Source organism: Cryptosporangium phraense (assembly GCF_006912135.1).
Lineage (GTDB): Bacteria > Actinomycetota > Actinomycetes > Mycobacteriales > Cryptosporangiaceae > Cryptosporangium > Cryptosporangium phraense.
In genome coordinates this window covers 59,589-80,019 of the sequence record NZ_VIRS01000018.1, presented here as the reverse complement: position 1 = coordinate 80,019, position 20,431 = coordinate 59,589, and the positions used below count along the sequence as shown (strand labels likewise).

The window sequence follows — 20,431 nt, the reverse complement described above, 5'->3', positions numbered from 1 at the left end:
ACCAGCCACCATACGGACCACCCGCCACCGGCGCACCGTGGACTACCCGGCGTACCGCCTGGTGGCCCCGAGAATCAGATCGGCCGCCGCCGTCCCACGCACCGCCAGCCGCGAGAACGCGTCGAAGATCCGCTCGTACACGACGATCTCGGCCGGCTCACGGAGCGTGAGCTCCGCGCCGAGCGTCTCGACCAGCGCGTAGTCGCGGTCGAAGAGCCAGAACCCGTTCAGCGGCCCGACCGGCCAGCGCGCCCCGAACGGCACCACGGCCAGATCGACGTTCGGCTGGCGGGCGACCGTCAGTAACCGGTCCAACTGGGCGTGCATGACCACCGGCTCGGCCATCCGGCAGTAGAGCGCGGTCTCGGCCAGGACGAAGTGGTATCGCCGCCCCGGCTGGTGCAGCAACTCCTGGCGACTCAACCGGGCCCGCACGCCGTCCTCGACGTCGTCCGCGATCTGGTAGGTGCTCACCAGACCTTGGAAGACCGCGCGGGCGTAGTCCGCGGTCTGCAGGAGGCCAGGCAGGACGCCGGGCTCGAAGACGCGGATCAGCGTCGCCTCGGCCTCGGCCTCACGGCGCTGGAGCTGGCGGGCCCGAGTGCCGGTGGAGAGCCGCTGCCGCCACTCGGTGTACTCCATCCGAGCCTGCTGCAGCGCGACCTGCAGCCGCTCGGCGTCGTCCGAGCCGGCGCCGGTGGCGGCCACCCAGGCGTCCACATCGGATCTCGTGGCGGTCTGCTGACCGCGCTCGAGTTTGGACACCTTGGAATGCGGCCAACCGGTGCGATCGGCAACCGCTCGCCCGGTGAGACCGGCATCTTCGCGCACTTGGCGCAGTTGCAATCCGAACACGCGCAGAGCGTCATGGGGCTTGGCCACGGAACCGGTGATCCCTCCTCGCCGAAGGGTAACGGTCGGGGTCCGCCCGTCCGGACACCGACCACCGCCTTTGCCTGCCCCTCCGTCCTCAGTGGTCTCCCACTGCCTCGAGAGGGCTCGGCGATCTCACGGGTCAGGCGGAAAAGACCCCAAAGAGCCGGGGAAGTAACCCAACAGCTCCAAGGGGATCTCGACTGCGGTCTCGTGCGCCGGGAGTCCCCGCGCGGCCAGCGCAGCTATGGCTTCCCGGTCGGTGACGCGCCAACCCTGGACGACCAGGGTTCCGCGATCGGTCTCGTAGACGGATGGACACGAGCCGCTCGAGCTGTTCGTACCACGGAAAGTGAGCTTCACGATTCCCCCCAGGTCCACACTGAACGACCCAGCACCGCCCGGTATTGCGCTGGAGAGTCAGATGGTTGCTAAAGGCGGAGAAAATCCCAACCCCATCCCGGGCTACTGAAGTGTATTTCTCGCAATTTCTTGAAGTCGAACACGGTAAACCGGCATCCTCGGTGTAGGGGGCCGGGCGCCGACGACGTCGCACGGCTCCCCCGCTCCGTCCCGAATGAGGGCGATCGGAGGATGAATGTCGGCCGTCTCCCGCGAGGGCACCCAGTCACGTCCGCACGGCGCCAGCACCACGCGCCCGAGACCGGGCCGTCCCCGTCCGGCCGGGCCCCGGCCGCCGAGCCCCACCTCCACGGGGTGAGCCGGCCGGAGTCGCCGACCGACGCGGAGCTCTGGCTCGCCGGCTACGAGTTACGCACCGCGCACCTGCCGGACGGCGATTCACCCGAGTGCCCGATCTGCCACACGAACTGGGAGTGCGTCCCGTACCTGACCGGTCTCGAGATGATGCGCCGTGCGACCGACGTCCCGCCTCCGCCGCTCGGCGACCGGTCAGGAACTGGGTGACACCGACGGCGAGGGCGAGGCCACGGACCTGGTGAACCGCTGCAGCGCCTCCTCCAGACGCTGCGCGATGGCCTTCTGCCCCGCGGCGGTCGGGTGCGACCCGTCCGGTCCGATCCCGGATTCGGACACCCAGCCCTGGGTGTTCACGTAGACGACGCCGGTCGCGGCGGCCGCCTCCTTGACGACGAGCCGCGCGTCGACGAGCGCCTCGGGCGGGTCGGTGCCCGGCCAGAACGGCGCCAGCGCGACGACTTTGGCCTTCGGGTAGGCGATCCGGACGTCACGGAGGTAGGCGCGGACGGCGTTCTCGTAGCCGTCGGGTAATTCGCCGGTCGACTGGTCGAGGTCGTGGCGTCCGCCCGAGATGATCACGTAGTCGGCGGTGAACGCCTTCTTGTCCGACGCCAGACGCCCAGCGAACGGCGCCGTGCCGGTGCCGGCCTTGACGAGATAGCCGGTGCCGTTCTGCGCATCGACGTTGGCCGCCCAGCCGAGCGCGTCGGCGGTCAGGCGGGCGAACGTCGCCTCGTCGTCCGAGCCGGAGGGGCCGTCGTTCCTGGTGCCGGCGGCGTAGTCGTCGCCGACGAAGAGCGCGGCCGGCTGAGCCGAGGGCGACGCGGTCGCCGCGTCGTCGAACCCGGGCGGGCTCGTGTACGGAGGCGGGTCCTTCGGCGGCGCGAACAGCACGAAGACGATCACCGAGAGACCGACGACGACGAGGAACGCGGCCGCGCCGTTCCGGACCCATGACATGGGGTCAGTCTTCCAGCGCCGGAGGGCCTCCGCGACCACAGGGTGACGGGCACCCGAGCCGCTCCCGAGCTGCGACCGGGGGTGCTCCTGCGGGCCCGGATGGTTGCGTCATCGCCTCGGGGGAGGCACCACCGGCAGGGGGAACCATGACGCTCACGATGAAGGCCGAAGCGCTGTTCGTCAGCGCGCTGCAGCCGTCCGACGCCTGCAGCTCGGCGCAGGTCGAGGCCGCGATCGAGACCAGCCTCGAGCGCTTCGGTGGCGAGTCCGGCTGCGCCCAGCGGCTGGCCGCCGAGTTCGGCGACCACCCGGAGACCGCGGTCCCGCGCATGCGCTGGGCCCTCGAAGCCGCCGCCGCGGCCTAGCCCGCACGCCCACACATCGCTACAAGATCTCTCCCGGCGTGTACGTCGCCGCCCCCGGGTGCCGGGCGGCGATCTCCGACACCCGCTGAGCCACGGTCGCCACCTGCGTCGACGCCGCCCCGGTGAACGCCGACGGATCGGCCACCAGTGCCCGCACCGTCGGCGCGTCCAGCCGCAACCGCTCGTCCGCCGCCAACCGCTCCAGCAGATCGTTGCGCTCGACGCCCTTCTCGCGCATCTCCAGCGCCACCGCCACCGCGTGCTCCTTGATCGCCTCGTGCGCGACCTCCCGGCCCACCCCGCGCTGCACGGCCGCTACCAGCACCTTCGTCGTCGCCAGGAACGGCAGGTAGCGGTCGAGCTCGCGCTGCACCACCGCCGGGTACGCACCGAACTCGGTCAGCACCGTCAAGAACGTCTGGAACAGCCCGTCCGCCGCGAAGAACGCATCCGGCAGCGCGACCCGACGGACGACGCTGCAGAACACGTCCCCCTCGTTCCACTGGTTACCGGCCAGCTCACCGGTCATCGACGCGTACCCGCGGATGATCACGGCCAGCCCGTTCACCCGCTCGCAGGACCGCGTGTTCATCTTGTGCGGCATCGCCGACGAACCGACCTGACCGGCCTTGAACCCCTCGGTGACCAGCTCCTGCCCGGCCATCAGCCGGATCGTCGTGGCCAGGCTCGACGGCCCCGCGGCGGCCACGACCAGCGCGGACACCGCGTCGAAGTCGAGTGACCGCGGATACACCTGGCCGACGCTCGTGAACACCTGCGAGAACCCCAGGTGCCGGGCCACCGCCTGCTCCAGAGCGGCCAGCCGGATCGGATCCCCGCCGAGCAGATCCAGCTGGTCGGCCGAGGTGCCGACAGGTCCCTTGATCCCCCGCAGCGGATACCCCTCCAAGAGCGAAGAGATGCGCGAATAGGCCAGCATCTGCTCCTCGGCCGCGGACGCGAACCGCTTGCCGAGCAGCGTGGCCTGGGCCGGCACGTTGTGCGACCGCCCGGTCAGCACCAGCGCGTCGAACTCGACCGCCCGCGCGGCCAGCCGCACCAGCGACGACACGACCCGGTCCCGGATCAGCTCGAGCGACGCCCGGACCTGCAGCTGCTCGACGTTCTCGGTGAGGTCCCGGGACGTCATCCCCTTGTGGATGTGCTCGTGCCCGGCCAGCGCCGAGAACTCCTCGATCCGCGCCTTCACGTCGTGCCTGGTCACCCGCTCCCGCGCCGCGATCGACTCCAGATCGACGTCGTTCACGACCGCCTCGTAGGCCTCGACGACGCCGTCCGGAACCGGAACGCCGAGCTCACGCTGCGCACGCAGCACCGCGATCCACAGCCGGCGCTCGAGCACGATCTTGTGCTCCGGCGACCACAGCCTGGTCAGCTCGGGAGAGGCATAGCGGGCGGCGAGAACGTTCGGGATCACGCCCCCATCTTCGCTCACACGGCGAGCAGCGTCTTACCGACCGCGGTCCGCGCCTCGATCCGAGCGTGCGCGTCGGCCGCCCGCTCCAACGGGAGCACCTGCCCGACCAGCGGCGAAAGGCCCGAGGTCAGCGCGTCCCGCGACAGCTCCGCGACCGTCTCGCGGATGTCCCGCAGCGTCAGGATCCGCGCGTTCACCGTCGCCGGATCCGTCATCGACCCGCTGGCCGCCCCGTGGATCACGAACCGCCCCGCCGTGCTCACGAGCCCGGCCGCCGCCGTGCCCACCGCGCCGCCGACCCCGTCGAACACCACGTCGACGGCCGCGCCCGCGGTCAGCTCGCGGACCCGGTCCGCCCACTCCGGCTGCCCGTAGTCGATCGCTTCCGTCCTCTTTTTGACGATATTCAGCTTGCCACCGCTCGACACTCCGATGACCCGGGCACCGGCGCGGAGGGAGAGCTGAACGAGCAGCGTGCCGACCCCGCCGGCCGCCGACTCGACCAGCACGATCTCCCCCGCACCCGGAGCGGCGAGCCGGAACAGCCCCAGCGCGGTCCGCCCGTCGGTGGCCAGCGCCACGCCGTCCGCCGTCGAAATCCCGGCCGGTATCTCGACCAGGTCGCTCACCGCGGCGACCGCCTTCGACGCGTACCCGCCGTGGCCGCCCGTCGTCGCGAACACGCGCCGCCCGACCAGTCCCGGGTCGACGCCCGGGCCGACCGCGCTGACCACCCCGCCGACCCCGTTCCCCGGAATGAACGGCGGCTCGGGCAGCGGAAACGCTCGCGGCGGCCGTCCGGCCCGGATCTGGGTCTCGACGAACGAAATGCTCACTCGTTCGACGTCCACCAGAACCTGATCGGAGGCGGGAACCGGATCGGGGACGTCGACCGGCACCAGAACGGAGGGATCGCCGAAGGCGGTGAGCTGTATCGCGCGCATGGGAAGCAGCCTCCAACCTCAACCGGACTAGAGGTCAAGAGGTGGCCGGCGAACCAGCGCGACCGAAGAGTGGCCAGCGCGAGCGGGAGGCGCCCGGCGCCAGCGCCATCGCGGCCGCTCCGACCAACCCGGCCAACGCGAACACGTAGAAGCTCCACACCCCGGCGTCCGCATCCAGCAACACCCCACCGAGCGTCGGCCCGACCACCGACCCGATCCGCCCGATCCCGGCGATCCAACCCAGCGCGGTCGCGTGCGCCGACGACGGGTAGTGGTACCCGACGTGCCCGTACAGCACGGTCTGGGCCGTGAACAGGAAGAACCCGGCCAGCGCGGCCGCCAGGTACATCAGCACCGCGGGCAGGTGGATGCTGAGGATCCCGACGAACACCGCGCCGGTGAGGAACCAGATCGCGGCGGTCCGCTTCGTGCCGGCGCGGTCGGCGATCGGGCCGGTGAGCAGCATCCCGGCGATCGCCCCGACGTTCGTCACGACCAGGAACGTCAGCGCCGAACCGAGCCCGTAACCGGACTTGCGCATGAGCTCGGGCAGCCACGTCCCGAACCCGTAGACGAGCAGTAGTCCGCAGAACGAGGCGACGAAGAACAGCAGCGTCGCGACCAGGTATCCGGGGCCGAAGATCGTGCGCAGCCCGGCCGAGCGGTCGGCGCGCGGATTTTCGTCCGGCTGGACGTCGTCCAGAGGAATGTGGTGACGGGAGGCGACCGCCTCGGCTTCGGCCCTCCGGCCGTGCGAGAGCAGGAAGCCGACCGACTCGGGCAGGTACCGCCAGAGCAGCGGGAGCATCACGACGATCGGGATCGCTCCGGCCCAGAACATCGCGCGCCAGCCGAACGCGGGCAGCACCGCGATCGCGAGCGCGGCCACGACGAGGCCCCCCACGTGGTAGCCGGCCATCATCCAGGTCGCGCCCCGGCCCCGGCGGTTCTCCCCGATGTACTCCATGACCAGCGGCATCGCGGTCGGGATGAGCCCGCCGAGCGCGAGGCCGGCCAGGAAGCGGCCGAGTCCGAAGACCGTCGGGTTCGGGGCGACGGCGCAGAACGCCATCAGCAGCGAGAACCAGGTCGCGCAGGCCATGACCGTCTTGCGGCGGCCGATCCAGTCGGTGACCGTGCCGATCGCCAGCGACCCGAGCAACATGCCGAACGTGGCGTACGAGCCGATGCGGCCGGCCTGCGAGGCGGTGAGGTGCCAGTCCGGGTCGTCGATCAGGTCGGGGATGACCGTGCTGTAGACGAACAGGTCGAAGCCTTCGAGCAGGACGACGACGAAACAGAGGGCGAGGACGGTCCGGCCGACGCGGTCGAGCCGGCTCTGCGGTAACGCGGTCACGGCGGCCTCCAGGTGAGCGTTGTCTGCGCTTGCCTCGGCGACCGCTCGGGAAAACTCGGTTGTTCCACTCACCGAAAACAGCCGGTAAACGGAGATTGTCTCCGGGACGTCCTCCGTGCGGTGGATGCCGGGGCGCCGCTTCCGGGTGCGATAACCGGAAGACCGGGTGGCTGGGGAGGGCGCGATGACTCAGGACACGCAGGCCGTGGCTGCGGGCGCCGGCGACAAAGGTCTCAAAGGCGGGGCGCTCGGGCTGGTCGCCAGCGTCGTGATCGGGATGTCGTCGACCGCGCCGGCCTACAGCCTGGCCGCGACCCTCGGCTTCATCGTCGTCGCGGTCGGCGTGAAGGCGCCCGCCGTGATCCTGCTGGCGTTCGTGCCGATGTACCTGATCGCGCTGGCCTACCAGGAGCTCAACAAGGCCGAGCCGGACTGCGGGACGACGTTCACGTGGGCGAGCCGGGCGTTCGGCCCCTGGGTCGGGTGGCTCGGCGGCTGGGGCATCATCGCCGCCGACATCATCGTGATGGCGAACCTGGCCCAGATCGCCGGTTCGTACAGTTACAAGCTGGTCGGGGCCGACGGGTTGGCCGACTCGACGTTCTGGAGCACGGTCGCCGGCGTGCTGTGGATCGTGATCATGACCTACATCTGTTACCGCGGGGTCGAGGTCTCGGCCCGCCTGCAGTACGCGCTGCTGGGCATCGAGCTCGTGCTGCTGATCGCGTTCGCGGTGATCGCGCTGGCCAAGGTGTGGTCGGGCAACGGGGCCGACAGCTCGATCCACCCCGCGCTGAGCTGGTTCTGGCCCGGTGGCCTGGGCGTCAGCGACCTGGTGGAGGCCACCCTGCTGGCGGTCTTCATCTACTGGGGCTGGGACACCGCCGTCGCCTGCAACGAGGAGACCGCCGACCCGGAGAAGACCCCCGGCCGGGCCGCCATCTTGTCGACGGTGCTGCTGCTGGTCACGTACGCGCTGGTGGCGCTGGCCGCGGTGGCGTTCGCCGGGGTGGGGACGTCGGGCATCGGCCTGGGCAACCCCGACAACGGCGACGACATCTTCAACGCGCTCGGGCCGGCGGTGTTCGGGCACTCGTTCGTCGGCCAGGCCTTCGAGGTGCTGCTGCTGATCTCGGTGCTGACCTCGGCGTCGGCGTCGACCCAGACGACGATCATCCCGACCGCGAGGACCGCGCTGTCGATGGGCGCGTACCGGGCCATTCCGCGGAGCTTCGCGAAGATCCACCCGAAGTACCTGACCCCGACCGTGGCGACGATCTGGATGGGCATCCTGTCGATCGTCTTCTATGTCGGTCTCACGCTAGTGAGCGAGAACGTGCTGGGTGACTCGATCTCGTCGGTCGGCCTGATGATCGCGTTCTACTACGGGATCACCGGTTTCGCCTGCGTGTGGTTCTACCGGAGGCAGCTCCTGAAGAGCGCGAGGTCGTTCTGGATGCAGGGCGTGTTGCCGGGCCTGGGCGGGCTGATGCTGCTGGCCGCGTTCCTGAAGTCGGCCTACGACTACTCGAAGCCGGACGCGGGCAGCACGACACTCGGCGGTGTGGGCGGGGTGTTCATCATCGGCATCGGAACGCTCGTGTTCGGGGCGGTGCTGATGATCGGTTATGCGGTGGTGGCGCCGGCGTTCTTCCGGGGTCGGACGCTGGTGAAGGGGACGTCGGATCTGGTGTTGGCGGGAACGGAGCGGGATCCGTTGTTCGGGTTGCCGGATTCGGGAGACCAGTCGATCGTGATCGCGCCGGACCTGTCGAACGAGCCACCGACCGTGCCGCCGGAGGACGTCGTCCGGCGACGGCGGGACTAGATGGTTGATTCCTGAGGCAGTGGAGTGACCAGCCGCAGCCCACGGCGTTCGGAGCGGACCTGCAGAAGCGCCTGGGCCACTGCGACGGTGAGCAGTTCGGCGTCTGGCAGACCAACAGCACCCTCCGTCGCATGTCACCGGCCCGGACGCGTCGCCACGCCTGGGGAATCATCATCCAGATGAGTGATTCCGGAGGCCCCCGAACGGGCGGCCGTCCCGCGATTCCGGCTCGTGGCAACGGCACCTCTGCGGCTGGCGCGCGCTCGCGAGTTCGCCTGGTGCTTTTCCGGATTGGTCAACTTACCTGACCATGTAGTCAGGAAAGTTGACCAATCCGCAGAACCCCACGGTCGGCCAGCACCCCCGGGCCGCGCTGCGGATCGGGGCAGTTCCTCGACCTGAATCGCCAGGTCGGCGCACTGCCGGAGGGCGGTGCGCAGGGACTCGGCCAGTTTCGGAAGCACTGTCTCGGCTGCGGCGGATCCTGGAACGGTGGCGGTCTGCTGGTTCAGAGCGGTCAGCAGATCGGTGACGAGTTGCTGACCGATGCGTGGGCCGTTCTTGACCGCGGTGGCGACCAGCGGCGGCGGCCGGCTTGCCGCAAGCGGTCGGTCCGCCATTATCGGGACAACAGCTCGAGGGACAGCCAGGTGCGCGACGCGAGGATCGAGAACGCGTTCGGCGGCGGGATGGATCTGGGTGAGTAGCCCGCGGATGCGGTTGCTGACCCGGGTCGCCTCGCCGGCCATGTCGTCGTCGAGCCCGACCAGCACCTCCAAATCCGCGGGGGCTTCGTCTCCGACGTCGACACGGCGCAGCGTGTGCGGCAGGGTGCGGGTCGCGTCGGCGATGACGTGCGCGTCGCGGGCGTCGGTCTTGGCCTAGCCGAGGTGCAGGTCAGCGATCCGGCGCATCGCCAGACCGGGCAGGTAGGCCACGTCGTGGCCCTGCGCGCGGGCGACCAACCTGGCCTCATCGTTAGGCAGCGGCGCGTCGTGCAGCCGTTTGCCGGCCGGGCTAATCGCGGTGGCGTGGTGGCCGTCCTTGCCGACGTTCAACCCGCAAAACACCTGGTAGTCCGGTCTGTTCGAGCTCATGTCCGCCTCACTTCCCGCGCCCCCGAGAACAGGAATGGGTCGCAGGTCTGGCATCGACAGCCGGCAGCCACGTTACGAAGAGACCTACCAAGAACGCGGTCGGCCGTGTCCCTATCAGCGGTCCGTCGACGCCACCCGGTCTGGTCACAACACCCCCCCGGATCATCCCAACGACAGGGGCGCGGTAACCGGCGGGGAGAGCGGCGCCTCGATCCTGGCGGTCCGTCCTCCGCGGTGGGTGGCCGCGGACGACGGAGGGTGGCTCAGAGGTCTCGGCGGCGGCCGGGCAGCTGGGCCGTCTGACCGTAGAACTGCTCGATCTGCACGACCACGCCCTCGAACTCCGCGAAGTCGACCGGCTTCGTCACGTACGCGTTCGCGTGCAGGTCGTACGACCGCAGGATGTCCTCGTCCGCCGACGACGTCGTGAGCACGACGACCGGGATGCTCGCCAGGTCGTCGTCCCGCTTCAGTTCCTCGAGCACCTCTCGGCCGCTCTTGCGGGGCATGTTCAAATCGAGCAGCACCAGGTGCGGCCGGGGCGCGTTCCTGTGCTCACCCTCGCGGCGGAGGAACTCCATGGCTCCGACGCCGTCGGCGACGACGTGCAGCGTGCTGCCCAGACCGTGGGTGCTGAGCGCTTCCTCGATGATCAGGACGTCGCCGGCGTCGTCGTCCACGATCAGGACTTCGAAGGGCGTCGGCGGGGACAGCTGCATCATCATGGGGGCCTCCTACCGTGCAGACGGGTACGGATCCCCGCGCACGCTGCTCGACGGGAGACCGGCGCCAATCGTACGGTTCCGTCACCGCTGGCGATATAGCGGGCGGGCCTACTTGCCCGGGCTCGATCCGGGGCCGTCCAGGGGCAGCGACACCGTCATTGACGTGCCCGGATTCGCGTGCTGGACCTGGATCGTCCCGCCGTGTCGTTCGACGATCGCCCGGGCCAGGGGCAAGCCCAGACCGGTTCCGGAGATTCCCCGGGCGGTGCCCGCCGACGACCGGAAGAAGCGCTGGAACACCCGTGGCCGCTCGTCCTCCGGAATACCCAGGCCGCCGTCGGTCACGGTCAGCGCGGCCAGGTCACCCTCGCGCTCGAGGCGGACCCCGACGTCGCCGCCGTCGGGCGAGTACTTCACCGCGTTGGCGATCAGCTCGTCGGCGAGCTGGCGCAGCCGCACCGGATCCCCGCGCAGCGACAGCACCCGCGGAGCGTCCACCTGGATCTTGACGTCGTTGGCCTCGGCCACCGGGGCGAGAGCCGCGGTGGACGCGGAGACGATCTCGGAGAGATCGACCGGACCGAGGTCGAGGGAGATGTCGCCGGACTCGAGTCCGGCCAGGTCGAGCAGGTCGGTGACGATCGCGCGCAGCGCGTTCGCGTTGCGGTCGACCGACTCGAGCAGCAGGCGGTTCTCGCCGCTGAGCTCGCCGTCGGTCAGCAGCAGCTCGGTGTGCGAGACGATCGAGGTCAGCGGGGTCCGGAGCTCGTGTCCGACGAGCGCGAGGAAGTCGTCCCTGGTGCGGGTCAGCTCGAGGGCCAGGTCGTCGGCCCGGCGTCTGGAGAGGAACTGCCCGACGTGCGCGGCCACGCCGGAGAGGAGCGCGAGCAGCGAGCTCTCCGGCTCCTCGACCGTCGCGCCGAAGAACGTCAGGACGCCGATGAACTGCTCGGGCGTCCGGATCGGGACCGCGACGGCCGAGCGCAGCCCGAACCGGCTCGCGGTCGCGGCCAGGCTCGGGTGGACGCCGGGGGCGGCGACGTCGGCGTACCAGCGCGGGGCGGACATCGCCCAGACCTCGCCGGGCAGACCCTCGCCGCGGGGCAGCCGATCGGGCATCGGATCGGACGGCTGATGGCCGGGCGCGACCCAGCGGGCCGCCGGGTACAGCATCTCCTCGACCTCGTCGGCCAGCCAGAGCTCCCCGTAGGGCCAGGACAGCCGGGTCCCGACCGCGGCCAGCACGGCGGTGCCGGCCTCGTCGACCGGAGCCGAGACCGTGAGCGCCTCGGAGACGGCCAGCTCGCAGTCGCCGAACCGGGCGGCGAGGCGTCGCTCGGTGATGTCCTGCAGGGTCAGCAGCGCACCGACCGTCCGGCCGGTCTCGTTGCACACCGCCTCGCCGTGGACCCGATAGGTGCGCGGTCGGCGGCCGTCCGGGCCGAGGTGGATCTCGTGGTCGCGGATCCGCTCGCCGCGCAGGGCCTTCGACAGCGGCAGCTCGCCCTGCACCAGGCGGGAGCCGTCCGGGTTGCGCAGGCAACCCGAGATCCGGCTGACGTCGACGCCGACCCGCAGGTCACCGGACTCCGGGTCGTCCTCGGTCCGCTCCCAGCTCGCGGTGGTGCCGCTGGCGCAGGCGACGGCCATCGCGCGATTGAAGAGCAGGATGCGACCCTTCGGATCACAGAGAACCACCGCACTGTCGAGGTTCTCGATCAGCGCGCGGAGGTACTGCTGCGGGAGGTCGGCGGGGAAGGGGTGTTTGGAAGGCTTGGCCGGGGAAATGTCGCGCTGCGCCATCCCGCGGACATTAACCCAGAAACGGCGTAATCCTCTCCCCTACCCGATGGGCTCAGCGGGTATGCACGGAAACGGAGTATCACAGTCGTATGCACTGCGTGATCTATGTCGACGGCGCGGTCAAGCCGATCGAGGGTGACCTGGAGGCGATGCTGGCCGCCCTCGACGGCCTGACCGGTTCGGATTTCGGCTGGCTGTCGCTGTGGACGCCGGAAGCCGACGTGCTGGGCCGGGTAGCGAGCAAGCTGAACCTGCCGCCGCTGGCCGTCGAGGACGCCCTGCAGGCGCACCAGCGGGCCAAGGTCGAGCGCTACGGCGACCAGACGTTCGTCGTACTGAAGACGTTGACCTACACCGACGCGACCTCGGCCATCGAGACCGGCGAGATCGAGCTGTTCCTGCTGGCCAACGCGGTGGTGACGGTCAGCCACGGCGATCAGGGTGATCCGATCCGCGAGGCCCGTCGCCGGTTGGACTCCTCCCGGAAGGTCTTCGAGCACGGCGCAGGCGCCGTCGTGTACGAACTGGCGGACGCGGTCGTCGACTCGTACATGGCCATCGCCGGCGAGGTGCGCACCGACGTCACCCAGCTCGAACTGGCCGTGTTCGCGCCCGAGCGCCAGGACGTCACCCAGCGGATCTACGAGCTCAAGCGCGAGGTGCTGGAGTTCCGCGAGGCGGTCGAGCCGCTGGAGCCGGTGGCCAGGGCGATCATGCGCGGCGACACGGTGCTGCCCGGCGGCAACACCCCGCACTTCCGGGACGTCGCCGACCACGTCCTGCAGGTGAACACGCAGGTCCGGGGCTTCGACGACCTGATCACGTCGATCCTGAACGCCCAGCTGGCCCGCACCGGGGCCTGGCAGAACGAGGACATGCGCAAGATCTCGGCCTACGCGGCGATCATCGCCGGTCCGACGCTGCTGGCCGGGATCTGGGGCATGAACTTCGAGCACATGCCCGAACTGCACTGGCTAGTCGGGTATCCGCTGGCCGTGCTGCTGATGCTGGCCGTGTCCAGCGCGTTGTACCTGGTGTTCCGTCGGAATCATTGGTTGTAGGGAACGGGGGCGAGCCAGCGCAGGAGCGAGCGCGCCGCGCGCAGCACCAGCGAACGCTCGTAGGTGAGCACGTAGTCGAAGCGACGCTGCCCCTCCGGGCCGTCGTCGCCGACGTCCCGGGCCACCAGCGCGCCGGCGAAGTGCGGACCGACCACGACGACGTTCCACTCGGCGCAGAGCGGGTCGCCCGGGTCGAGGCCGGCGCCGCGGACGCCCGGCACCGGTTCGGGCGAGACGCCCTCGCCGATCGCCGCGACCAGCCCGGCCGACATGGCCAGGTTCGCGAAGCGGGCGCGCGTCACCGGCGTGAGGTGCCGGTCGTGCTGGAAGCAGCCGAGGACGACCGGCGGCTCCTCGCTGTCGAGGCCCTTCGTCTCGAGGTATTTGCTGATCGTGAGCAGGGCTTCCTTGGTCGCGCGCTGGGCCGGGCGGGCCTGCGACAGCAGTTCGAACGGCGTCCCGGTGGGCTCCTCGACGACCCGGCGGTAGAGCCGCTCGGGCGGTAGCGACGGGGCGCCCTCGACCGGCAGCGGGGCCGGCCGGCCGGTGAGGAATCCCTGGACGATCGACGCGCCCATCGTGCGGGCGGTGGCCAGGTGCTGGGGCGTCTCGATGCCCTCGGCCAGGATCGCCGCGCCGGAGCGCTCGGCCTGGGCGATGACGCTGTTCACGACCCGGGCCGTCGTGAGGTCGTGCGGATGCCGGACCAACTGCATGTCGAGCTTGATGACGTCCGGGTCGAGCAGCGGCATCAGCGCCAGCGACGCCGGGATCGCACCGACGTCGTCCAGCGCGATGCCGCAGCCGGCCGCCCGCAGCGCGGCCGCCGCGGTGAGCAGGCCGGCCGGGTCGTCGGCGATCGAGCGCTCGGTCATCTCGACGACGAGGTGCAGCCGGCGCTCGGCCTCGCGGACCGCGGGCAGCAGGTCGTCCGGGCACGGCGTCGCGGCGGCCGGCGGCTCGGCGTTCACGAACAGGGCGGTCGAGCGGTCGAGACCGGCGGCGATCGCCGCGCGGCCGATGCGGGCCCGGCAGGCCCAGTCGAGCTCGGCCAGGCGGCCGACCTCGCCGGCCGCTTCGAACAGCGCGATCGGCGACTCCCAGGGCGTGCCGACCGGGCCGCGGCTGAGCGCCTCGTACCCGATCAGCGCCCGGTCGTGGGCGCGGACCAGCGGCTGGAACACCGGGAAGATCGCCCGGGCGTCGATGACGCTGTCGATCGTCGGGAACCGAGAGCTCGCCCGGTCGGCACGGCCGGGCCGGACGGCGCCGACCGCGCCGGAGCGGGCCTGCGCGGCGATCGAGCCGGGGCGCGGTACGAGCCGGAGCGTGCCGTCGGCGGCCTGCTCGGCGTACGAAGTCTCGGTCATGCCGACTTGATCGGTGCCGTCTGTTAGCGGGCGAATAGAGCGAGGGTGCAAAACGGTTGCACGCCGTGCAGGAGCGGGGCAGTTCGCCGTCGGCCTGCACAACGGCACCGATTTTCTGCGGTCGATGACCGCCGGGAGGGTGAGCCTGGTCGCAACACCGATCCAGCAGGGACGGACGCAGCAGCTCTGGTTGGTGGTCCTGACCAGGGACTCCGACGATAAAGAGGTCGCCCGCGGGCAGGTGCGGCTACAGAACGTACCGCTTAATGGTCAGGACGCGTTCCGGCATAGGGTGGATACCGTGAGCACACACTTCGATGTCGTGGTAGTGGGCGCCGGCCCGGGTGGGTACGTCGCCGCGATCCGAGCCGCGCAGCTCGGCAAGAAGACGGCGATCATCGAGAAGCAGTACTGGGGTGGGGTGTGCCTCAACGTGGGCTGCATCCCGTCCAAGGCGCTGCTCCGGAACGCCGAACTCGCCTACATCTTCCAGAACGAGGCCAAGCAGTTCGGCATCACCGTCGACGGCACGGTCTCGTTCGACTACAAGGCCGCGTTCGACCGCAGCCGGAAGGTCGCCGACGGCCGCGTCAAGGGCGTCCACTTCTTGATGAAGAAGAACAAGATCCAGCAGTTCCACGGCTGGGGAACGTTCACCGACCCGAACACGATCGAGGTCGCGCTCAACGACGGCGGCTCCGAGACGATCACGTTCGACAACGCGATCGTCGCGTCGGGTGCCACCACCCGCCTGCTGCCGGGCACGACGCTCTCGGACCGGGTCGTGACGTACGAGGAGCAGATCCTCACCGACAACCTGCCGAAGAGCATCGTCATCGCCGGGGCCGGCGCGATCGGTGTTGAGTTCGCGTACGTGATGCGCAACTACGGCGTCGACGTGACGATCGTCGAGTTCCTCGACCGGCTGGTGCCGCTGGAGGACGTCGAGGTGTCGACGGAGCTCGCGAAGCGGTACAAGAAGCTCGGCATCAAGGTGCTCACGTCGACGCGGGTGGAATCGATCGACGACTCCGGCCCGTCGGTGCGGGTGACGGTTTCCAAGGACGGGGCCCAGCAGGTCCTGGAGACTGACAAGGTGCTGCAGGCGATCGGGTTCGCGCCGCGGACGGAGGGCTTCGGTCTGGACAAGACCGGGGTCGCTCTCACCGAGCGCGGGGCGATCGACATCGACGAGTTCTGCCGGACGAGCGTCCCGCACATCTTCGCGATCGGCGACGGCACCGCGAAGCTGATGCTGGCGCACGCGGCCGAGGCGATGGGCATCATCGCGGCCGAGACGATCGCCGGGGCCGAGACCCAGTCGGTCGATTACGTGATGATCCCGCGGGCGACGTACTGCCAGCCCCAGATCGCGTCGTTCGGATACACCGAGGCCCAGGCGCGCGAGAAGGGGTACGACGTTCAGGTTGCGAAGTTCCCGTTCACGGCGAACGCCAAGGCGCATGGGCTGGGTGATCCGGGGGGCTTCGTGAAGATCCTCTCGGACGCGAAGTACGGCGAGCTCCTCGGCGCGCACATGATCGGGCCGGACGTCACGGAGCTGCTGCCCGAGTTGACGCTGGCGCAGCAGTGGGACCTGACGGTGCACGAGGTGGGCCGAAACGTGCACGCCCACCCGACGCTGTCGGAGGCCGTGAAGGAAGCGATCCACGGCCTGGCCGGCCACATGATCAACTTCTGACGTCTCTTCGCTGGCCGTCGACCGGTGCTCGCTCGAGCGCCTGGTCGACGGCCAGTCGGTCGTCGACCGCGCTCCGCGAAGCACGGCCTTTGCCGAAACGGACTTTATGGGCGATCATTGTCGTAACCGCCTGTAGTTTCACGGTGGCGGAACGTGAGGACGGACGACCATGATCGATCTCCCGCACCCCCCGCCCGGCGCGACGTCCGGGCCGTACGGCCTGCCCCGGCCGGACCTCGACGAGGCGCACATGGCGCTGGCCGAGGTTTACGCCGAGATCACCGACCGCATCTGGCACCAGCTGCTCAGCGACACCGAACTGACCGGGCGCGAGACCGACCCGGACGCGCTGGACCGGGTGATCGAGGCGATGAAGGCCAGCGATCCGATCACCGCGCTCTGCGGCCGTTCGCTGGAGATCCGGGTCGCGGCCTTCGACGCGATCGCCACCGACCGCGAGCTGATCGGGAGCCCGGCATGAGCACCCTGCTGCACCACCGGCTGGCCGACCGGACCCGCCTGACCGCACTGGCCAACTATGACCTCGACGACCCGCACCTGCGGCAGCAGCTGGACGCGATCGCCATGCGCACCGCGATGCACCTGCACATGCCGACCGCGATGACCACGCTGATGCTCGACAACGCGGCGATGATCGCGGGCGCCCACGGCGTCGAGGGGTGGATGCGATCCGGCGGCGCGCCGGCCGAGTGGGCGTTCTGCGCGCAGACCGTGCTGACCGGCGAGCCGTACATCGTCTCGGACGCCACCAGCGACCCGATGCAGTGCACGAACCCGGCGGTGGAGCTCGACGGGGTCCGGGCCTACGCCGGCGCCCCGCTGATCACGCCGTCCGGGCAGGTGCTCGGGGCGCACTGCGTGATCGAGCAGGTCCCACACGTGTTCAGCGCCGACGAGATCGCCGAGCTGCAGGCGGCAGCGGCCGACGTCGTCATTGCGTTCGAACAGCACCCGAGCCGGCACTCGCCGGAGTACCGGCCGTCGTTCTTCACCAACTGACCGGTCCGGACGACCGGCGCTGCCCGAGGGCAGCGCCGGTTTTCTGTGTCAGGCGACCGGGATCAGGTCGGACAGGCCGACCAGGTCGAGGACGCGTTGCGCGTACCGGCCGATGTTGCGCAGGTGGAACTGCCCGCCCGCGGTGTCGGCCGCCTTCCAGCCGTAGACCAGCGTCCCGATCCCGACCGAGTCCAGAAAAGGGCAGTCGGCCAGATCGACGATCACCGAGCGCCCGCCGTCGAATTCCTTGGACAGCATCGTGCGCAGCGTGGGCGCGGAGTCCGAATCGAGGTCGCCGACGACACGGATGACGGTGCTCCCCTCGATGGAGCTGACGTCGAAGCGCGTAGGCGGCCGGTCCATGGCTACCCTCCTCACCAGGTGGCACTGGAAGGGCTACCCGGTAAACGCTCCCGACTCACGCCCAGTTCACCCATTTTTGGGGCTTGCTAGCGGTTCCGAAACATGTATGCCGTGGACGCCGACACGTTCGTCGGTAACCATCGAATGCATGGGTGGGATCCTGCACGTGTGCACCGGCAACCTGTGCCGGTCACCGATCGCCGAGCGGCTGATGGTCGCCGGCCTGCAGTCCCGCTACCAGGGCGTCGCCGAGACCGTCGTGGTGAGCAGCGCTGGCACCTCGGCCCCGGCCGGGCTGCCGATCCACCCGCTGGCCGCCGCTGAGCTGGCCAAACGCGGGATCGACACGGCCGGGTTCCGGGCCCGCCTGCTCGACCCGGAGGCCGCCGAGCGCGCCGACGTGGTGCTGACCGCGACCCGGCGGCACCGCGACCGCATCATCGCCGGCAACCCGAACCTGCTCGGCCGGGTGTTCACCTGGCGGGAGCTGGCCTGGCTGGTCGAGGGGCTCGGCAACACGATCGTCCGGGGTGACCACCTCACCGACCGGGTGCGTAACCTGCCCCGGGCGGCCGGTCTGCGACGAGGATATCTGCGCCCGCCGCCGCCGACCGAGTTCGACGTGAAGGACCCGATCGGCGGCAACGAGCAAGACTTCAAAGAGGCGGCTGCGGAGATCGACGACGCGATCGAGGCCATCCTCTCCGTGCTGTGAATCTCAGGCGAGTGCGGCGTCGAGCGTGATGTCGACGCCGGCCAGCGCCTGGCTGACCGGGCAGTTGACCTTGGCGTCCTCGGCCGCGGCGGCGAACGCGTCCGCGTCGATGCCGGGGACGTCACCGCGGACGGTGAGCTTGATGCCGGTGATGCCGGTGCCGGGCACGAACGTCACGTCGGCGGTCGTGTTCAGCGCGGTCGCCGGCGTGCCGGCCTTGGCCAGGCCGTTGGAGAACGCCATCGAGAAGCAGGCCGCGTGGGCCGCGCCGAGGAGCTCCTCGGGCGTGGTGGTCGAGGCCGCGCCCTCGGAGCGGGCCTTCCAGTTGATGTCGAACGACCCGAGCCCGGAGGAGTCGAGGTTGACCGACCCCTTGCCCTCGAAGAGGCTCCCCTCCCAGTGCGCGGTCGCGGTGCTGGTAAGCGCCATGTCCGTCTCCCAAATCGCGTAGGACGTGTCACCGGAAACGTACCCGGACGCGTGCGAACTACTGGCGCCCGGCCTCGGTCGACAAGTCGAGAAACACCAACCCGCACCTGAGGGTTGTTTTCGCCTGTTGTGTCCTTTTCTCCTCCGCGCTACGCGTGCGCGGACTCGAGAGGAGACCAGGTTGACCAAGATTCGTACGCTCGTGACCGCAACGATCGGCGCAGCCTGCGCGATCGCCACGGTCGGACTCACGGCGTCGCCCGCTCAGGCCGGCGCCCAGGTCACCGGCGTATACGACCGGCACTACCAGCGGTCCGCTCCCCGCTTCTACTACGACATCAACGTCCGCTCTCCCCAGAACAGCAAACTGACGCTCTACTACTCGACCCGCCTGGACAACGTCCGGCGGTTCGTTTCGGTACGGGCCGGCAGCGGACAAGGTTCGCTGGACGAGTGCGCGAAGGGCCGGGGGGTGCTGCCGGTCGGGCGGTACACGGTCCGATTCCTACGAAATTTCAAGGCCGGCAACCCGGTCGTCCGCGGTGACGTCTGGGCGCTCTCCACCCAGGTGTGCCGGAACCGCAAGACGGTCCGCAACGACCTGTTCATCCACTCCAGCGGCGTCCCCGGGACGCCGTTTCGTCATTACCGGACCCTCGGCTGCATCAAGGTCGATCAGGCCGACCGCGCGCGCCTGGCTTACGCCTGGCGCACCGCCTGGGGCAACACCCGAGGTCAGTTGATCGTCCGTCGGCGCTAACTCGCCCAGGGCGGCGTCATCGTGGTGCCGTCCGGGAGTTCGGCCGTGAGGCCTACGGACGTCGTGACCCAGGCCCGGAGCGGCTCCTCGCCGTCGACGTCGATCTGGAAGTCGGCTCCGGCCGGCACCAGTACGACGTCGCCGACGCCGGCGATCTGGGCCACTCCGTCGATCGTCACCCGGGCGGCCCCACCCAGCACGACCAGCACTTCCTCGCGGCTCGGCCGGTGCGGCACGCCTGTCGTACCGGCCGGGACGTCGAGCCGCCAGGCGCAGAGCTCGACACTTCCCGACCCCGGGCGGACGTAGGAGCTGAACCGGCTGCCATGGATCTCGTGAACCACCGCTTCCGACAGAACTGGCATGGCCTCTCCCTGATTTAGTCAATTTACTTGACCAAATAGTCAAGCAGCTTGACCAATCCGTCAACCAATTATCCTCGTCCCATGGCCGACGAACTCGCGCTCTCCGCGCTCCTGCTGAGCGCCGCAGGCACGCTGGTCGATCAGATCCACCGGGGGATGGTCCAGCGCGGCTACCTCGACCTCCGGCCGATCCACGGGTACGTGCTCGCCCGCTGCGCCCCGGCCGGTGCGACCAACGGCGCGATCGCCGAGCACCTCGGCGTCACCAAACAGGCGGCCAGCCAGCTGGTCGACGAGATGGTAGATCGGGGCCTGGTGGAACGTCAGGACCACCCGGCCGACGCGCGCGCGAAGCTCGTCGTCCTGACCGAGCGGGGGTGGACCTGCACGCGCGCCGCCGACGAGGCGGCGACCGAGGCGATCAGCGGCTGGGTCGACGTGCTCGGCCAGAGGCGGGTGAGTGCGATAGTGGCCGACCTCCGGCGGGTCGCCCGGCCGGGGCACCTGCGCCCGACCGTCTGGTGAGGGGTTAACAC

General features: G+C 70.0%; 21 protein-coding genes and 2 pseudogenes. 11 read left to right on the top strand and 12 right to left on the bottom strand.

Annotation, left to right across the window (positions count from 1 at the left end):
* Positions 1–42 precede the first annotated feature (42 nt).
* Positions 43–855 (bottom strand): helix-turn-helix domain-containing protein, encoded by an 813-nt coding sequence (locus FL583_RS24305; protein WP_170323845.1) that lies wholly within the window; start codon positions 853–855, stop codon positions 43–45.
* Between the two features lie 735 nt (positions 856–1,590).
* On the opposite strand from FL583_RS24305, the gene FL583_RS24295 reads away from it, so the two are divergent.
* The gene (locus FL583_RS24295) at positions 1,591–1,800 is read left to right on the top strand and encodes a hypothetical protein (RefSeq protein ID WP_142707122.1); all 210 of its coding nucleotides are present in this window, start codon (positions 1,591–1,593) and stop codon (positions 1,798–1,800) included.
* Here FL583_RS24295 and FL583_RS24290 read toward each other — a convergent pair.
* Positions 1,786–2,553, bottom strand: a complete 768-nt coding sequence (locus FL583_RS24290) for an SGNH/GDSL hydrolase family protein (RefSeq protein WP_142707121.1) — start codon at positions 2,551–2,553, stop codon at positions 1,786–1,788. The genes FL583_RS24295 and FL583_RS24290 overlap by 15 nt on opposite strands.
* A 146-nt stretch (positions 2,554–2,699) precedes the next feature.
* Here FL583_RS24290 and FL583_RS24285 point away from each other — a divergent pair, with 146 nt between their 5' ends.
* On the top strand, positions 2,700–2,918 hold the full coding sequence (locus FL583_RS24285) for a hypothetical protein (protein WP_142707120.1): 219 nt from the start codon (positions 2,700–2,702) through the stop codon (positions 2,916–2,918).
* A 19-nt stretch (positions 2,919–2,937) separates the two neighbouring features.
* Here FL583_RS24285 and purB read toward each other — a convergent pair whose 3' ends face one another.
* The 3 genes from purB to FL583_RS24270 are packed head-to-tail and all read right to left on the bottom strand — an operon-like array spanning position 2,938 to position 6,657.
* The gene (gene purB, locus FL583_RS24280; RefSeq protein ID WP_205752413.1) at positions 2,938–4,356 is read right to left on the bottom strand and encodes an adenylosuccinate lyase; all 1,419 of its coding nucleotides are present in this window, start codon (positions 4,354–4,356) and stop codon (positions 2,938–2,940) included.
* A gap of 14 nt (positions 4,357–4,370) precedes the next feature.
* Positions 4,371–5,300, bottom strand: coding sequence for a zinc-binding dehydrogenase (locus tag FL583_RS24275; RefSeq protein WP_142707118.1), 930 nt, complete (start codon positions 5,298–5,300; stop codon positions 4,371–4,373).
* A 34-nt stretch (positions 5,301–5,334) separates the two neighbouring features.
* Complete coding sequence (locus tag FL583_RS24270) at positions 5,335–6,657, bottom strand: MFS transporter (protein WP_142707117.1); 1,323 nt, start codon at positions 6,655–6,657, stop codon at positions 5,335–5,337.
* Positions 6,658–6,841: 184 nt separating this feature from the next.
* On the opposite strand from FL583_RS24270, the gene FL583_RS24265 reads away from it, so the two are divergent.
* The gene (locus FL583_RS24265) at positions 6,842–8,485 is read left to right on the top strand and encodes an APC family permease (protein ID WP_142707116.1); all 1,644 of its coding nucleotides are present in this window, start codon (positions 6,842–6,844) and stop codon (positions 8,483–8,485) included.
* Positions 8,486–8,877: 392 nt separating this feature from the next.
* Here FL583_RS24265 and FL583_RS41865 read toward each other — a convergent pair.
* From FL583_RS41865 to FL583_RS24250, 3 genes and pseudogenes are all read right to left on the bottom strand, one after another.
* Positions 8,878–9,582, bottom strand: a pseudogene (locus tag FL583_RS41865) (IS110 family transposase); the annotation flags it as partial.
* Between the two features lie 263 nt (positions 9,583–9,845).
* Positions 9,846–10,304 (bottom strand): response regulator, encoded by a 459-nt coding sequence (locus tag FL583_RS24255; RefSeq protein ID WP_142707230.1) that lies wholly within the window; start codon positions 10,302–10,304, stop codon positions 9,846–9,848.
* Between the two features lie 111 nt (positions 10,305–10,415).
* Entirely contained in the window at positions 10,416–12,110 is a 1,695-nt protein-coding gene (locus tag FL583_RS24250) for a sensor histidine kinase (RefSeq protein WP_142707115.1), read from the bottom strand.
* Positions 12,111–12,199: 89 nt separating this feature from the next.
* Between FL583_RS24250 and FL583_RS24245 the strand changes: the two genes are divergently transcribed.
* Positions 12,200–13,171 (top strand): magnesium and cobalt transport protein CorA, encoded by a 972-nt coding sequence (locus FL583_RS24245; protein ID WP_142707114.1) that lies wholly within the window; start codon positions 12,200–12,202, stop codon positions 13,169–13,171.
* Here the strand turns inward: FL583_RS24245 and FL583_RS24240 are convergent.
* Positions 13,159–14,541, bottom strand: a complete 1,383-nt coding sequence (locus FL583_RS24240) for a sensor domain-containing phosphodiesterase (protein ID WP_142707113.1) — start codon at positions 14,539–14,541, stop codon at positions 13,159–13,161. The two genes, FL583_RS24245 and FL583_RS24240, sit on opposite strands and share 13 nt — an antisense overlap.
* 13 nt (positions 14,542–14,554) lie before the next feature.
* Here FL583_RS24240 and FL583_RS43055 point away from each other — a divergent pair.
* The 4 genes and pseudogenes from FL583_RS43055 to FL583_RS24225 all read left to right on the top strand — a co-directional run.
* Positions 14,555–14,752: pseudogene (locus FL583_RS43055) on the top strand (hotdog domain-containing protein); the annotation flags it as partial.
* A 90-nt stretch (positions 14,753–14,842) separates the two neighbouring features.
* Positions 14,843–16,243, top strand: coding sequence for a dihydrolipoyl dehydrogenase (gene lpdA / locus FL583_RS24235; protein WP_142707112.1), 1,401 nt, complete (start codon positions 14,843–14,845; stop codon positions 16,241–16,243).
* Positions 16,244–16,412: 169 nt separating this feature from the next.
* The gene (locus tag FL583_RS24230) at positions 16,413–16,724 is read left to right on the top strand and encodes a hypothetical protein (RefSeq protein ID WP_142707111.1); all 312 of its coding nucleotides are present in this window, start codon (positions 16,413–16,415) and stop codon (positions 16,722–16,724) included.
* Complete coding sequence (locus FL583_RS24225) at positions 16,721–17,263, top strand: GAF domain-containing protein (RefSeq protein ID WP_142707110.1); 543 nt, start codon at positions 16,721–16,723, stop codon at positions 17,261–17,263. The genes FL583_RS24230 and FL583_RS24225 overlap by 4 nt, the downstream gene beginning before the upstream one ends.
* Before the next feature lie 48 nt (positions 17,264–17,311).
* Here the strand turns inward: FL583_RS24225 and FL583_RS24220 are convergent, their stop codons facing one another.
* Complete coding sequence (locus tag FL583_RS24220) at positions 17,312–17,626, bottom strand: STAS domain-containing protein (protein ID WP_142707109.1); 315 nt, start codon at positions 17,624–17,626, stop codon at positions 17,312–17,314.
* A gap of 148 nt (positions 17,627–17,774) precedes the next feature.
* Between FL583_RS24220 and FL583_RS24215 the strand changes: the two genes are divergently transcribed.
* Complete coding sequence (locus FL583_RS24215) at positions 17,775–18,341, top strand: arsenate reductase/protein-tyrosine-phosphatase family protein (protein ID WP_170323844.1); 567 nt, start codon at positions 17,775–17,777, stop codon at positions 18,339–18,341.
* 3 nt (positions 18,342–18,344) lie between these two features.
* On the opposite strand, the gene FL583_RS24210 is transcribed toward FL583_RS24215, so the two are convergent.
* On the bottom strand, positions 18,345–18,770 hold the full coding sequence (locus FL583_RS24210) for an OsmC family peroxiredoxin (RefSeq protein WP_142707107.1): 426 nt from the start codon (positions 18,768–18,770) through the stop codon (positions 18,345–18,347).
* A 181-nt stretch (positions 18,771–18,951) separates the two neighbouring features.
* On the opposite strand from FL583_RS24210, the gene FL583_RS24205 reads away from it, so the two are divergent.
* The gene (locus tag FL583_RS24205; RefSeq protein ID WP_142707106.1) at positions 18,952–19,530 is read left to right on the top strand and encodes a hypothetical protein; all 579 of its coding nucleotides are present in this window, start codon (positions 18,952–18,954) and stop codon (positions 19,528–19,530) included.
* Here the strand turns inward: FL583_RS24205 and FL583_RS24200 are convergent.
* Positions 19,527–19,895, bottom strand: a complete 369-nt coding sequence (locus tag FL583_RS24200; protein ID WP_142707105.1) for a cupin domain-containing protein — start codon at positions 19,893–19,895, stop codon at positions 19,527–19,529. The genes FL583_RS24205 and FL583_RS24200 overlap by 4 nt on opposite strands.
* An 81-nt stretch (positions 19,896–19,976) precedes the next feature.
* On the opposite strand from FL583_RS24200, the gene FL583_RS24195 reads away from it, so the two are divergent.
* Entirely contained in the window at positions 19,977–20,420 is a 444-nt protein-coding gene (locus FL583_RS24195) for a MarR family winged helix-turn-helix transcriptional regulator (protein ID WP_142707104.1), read from the top strand.
* Positions 20,421–20,431: the final 11 nt, after the last annotated feature.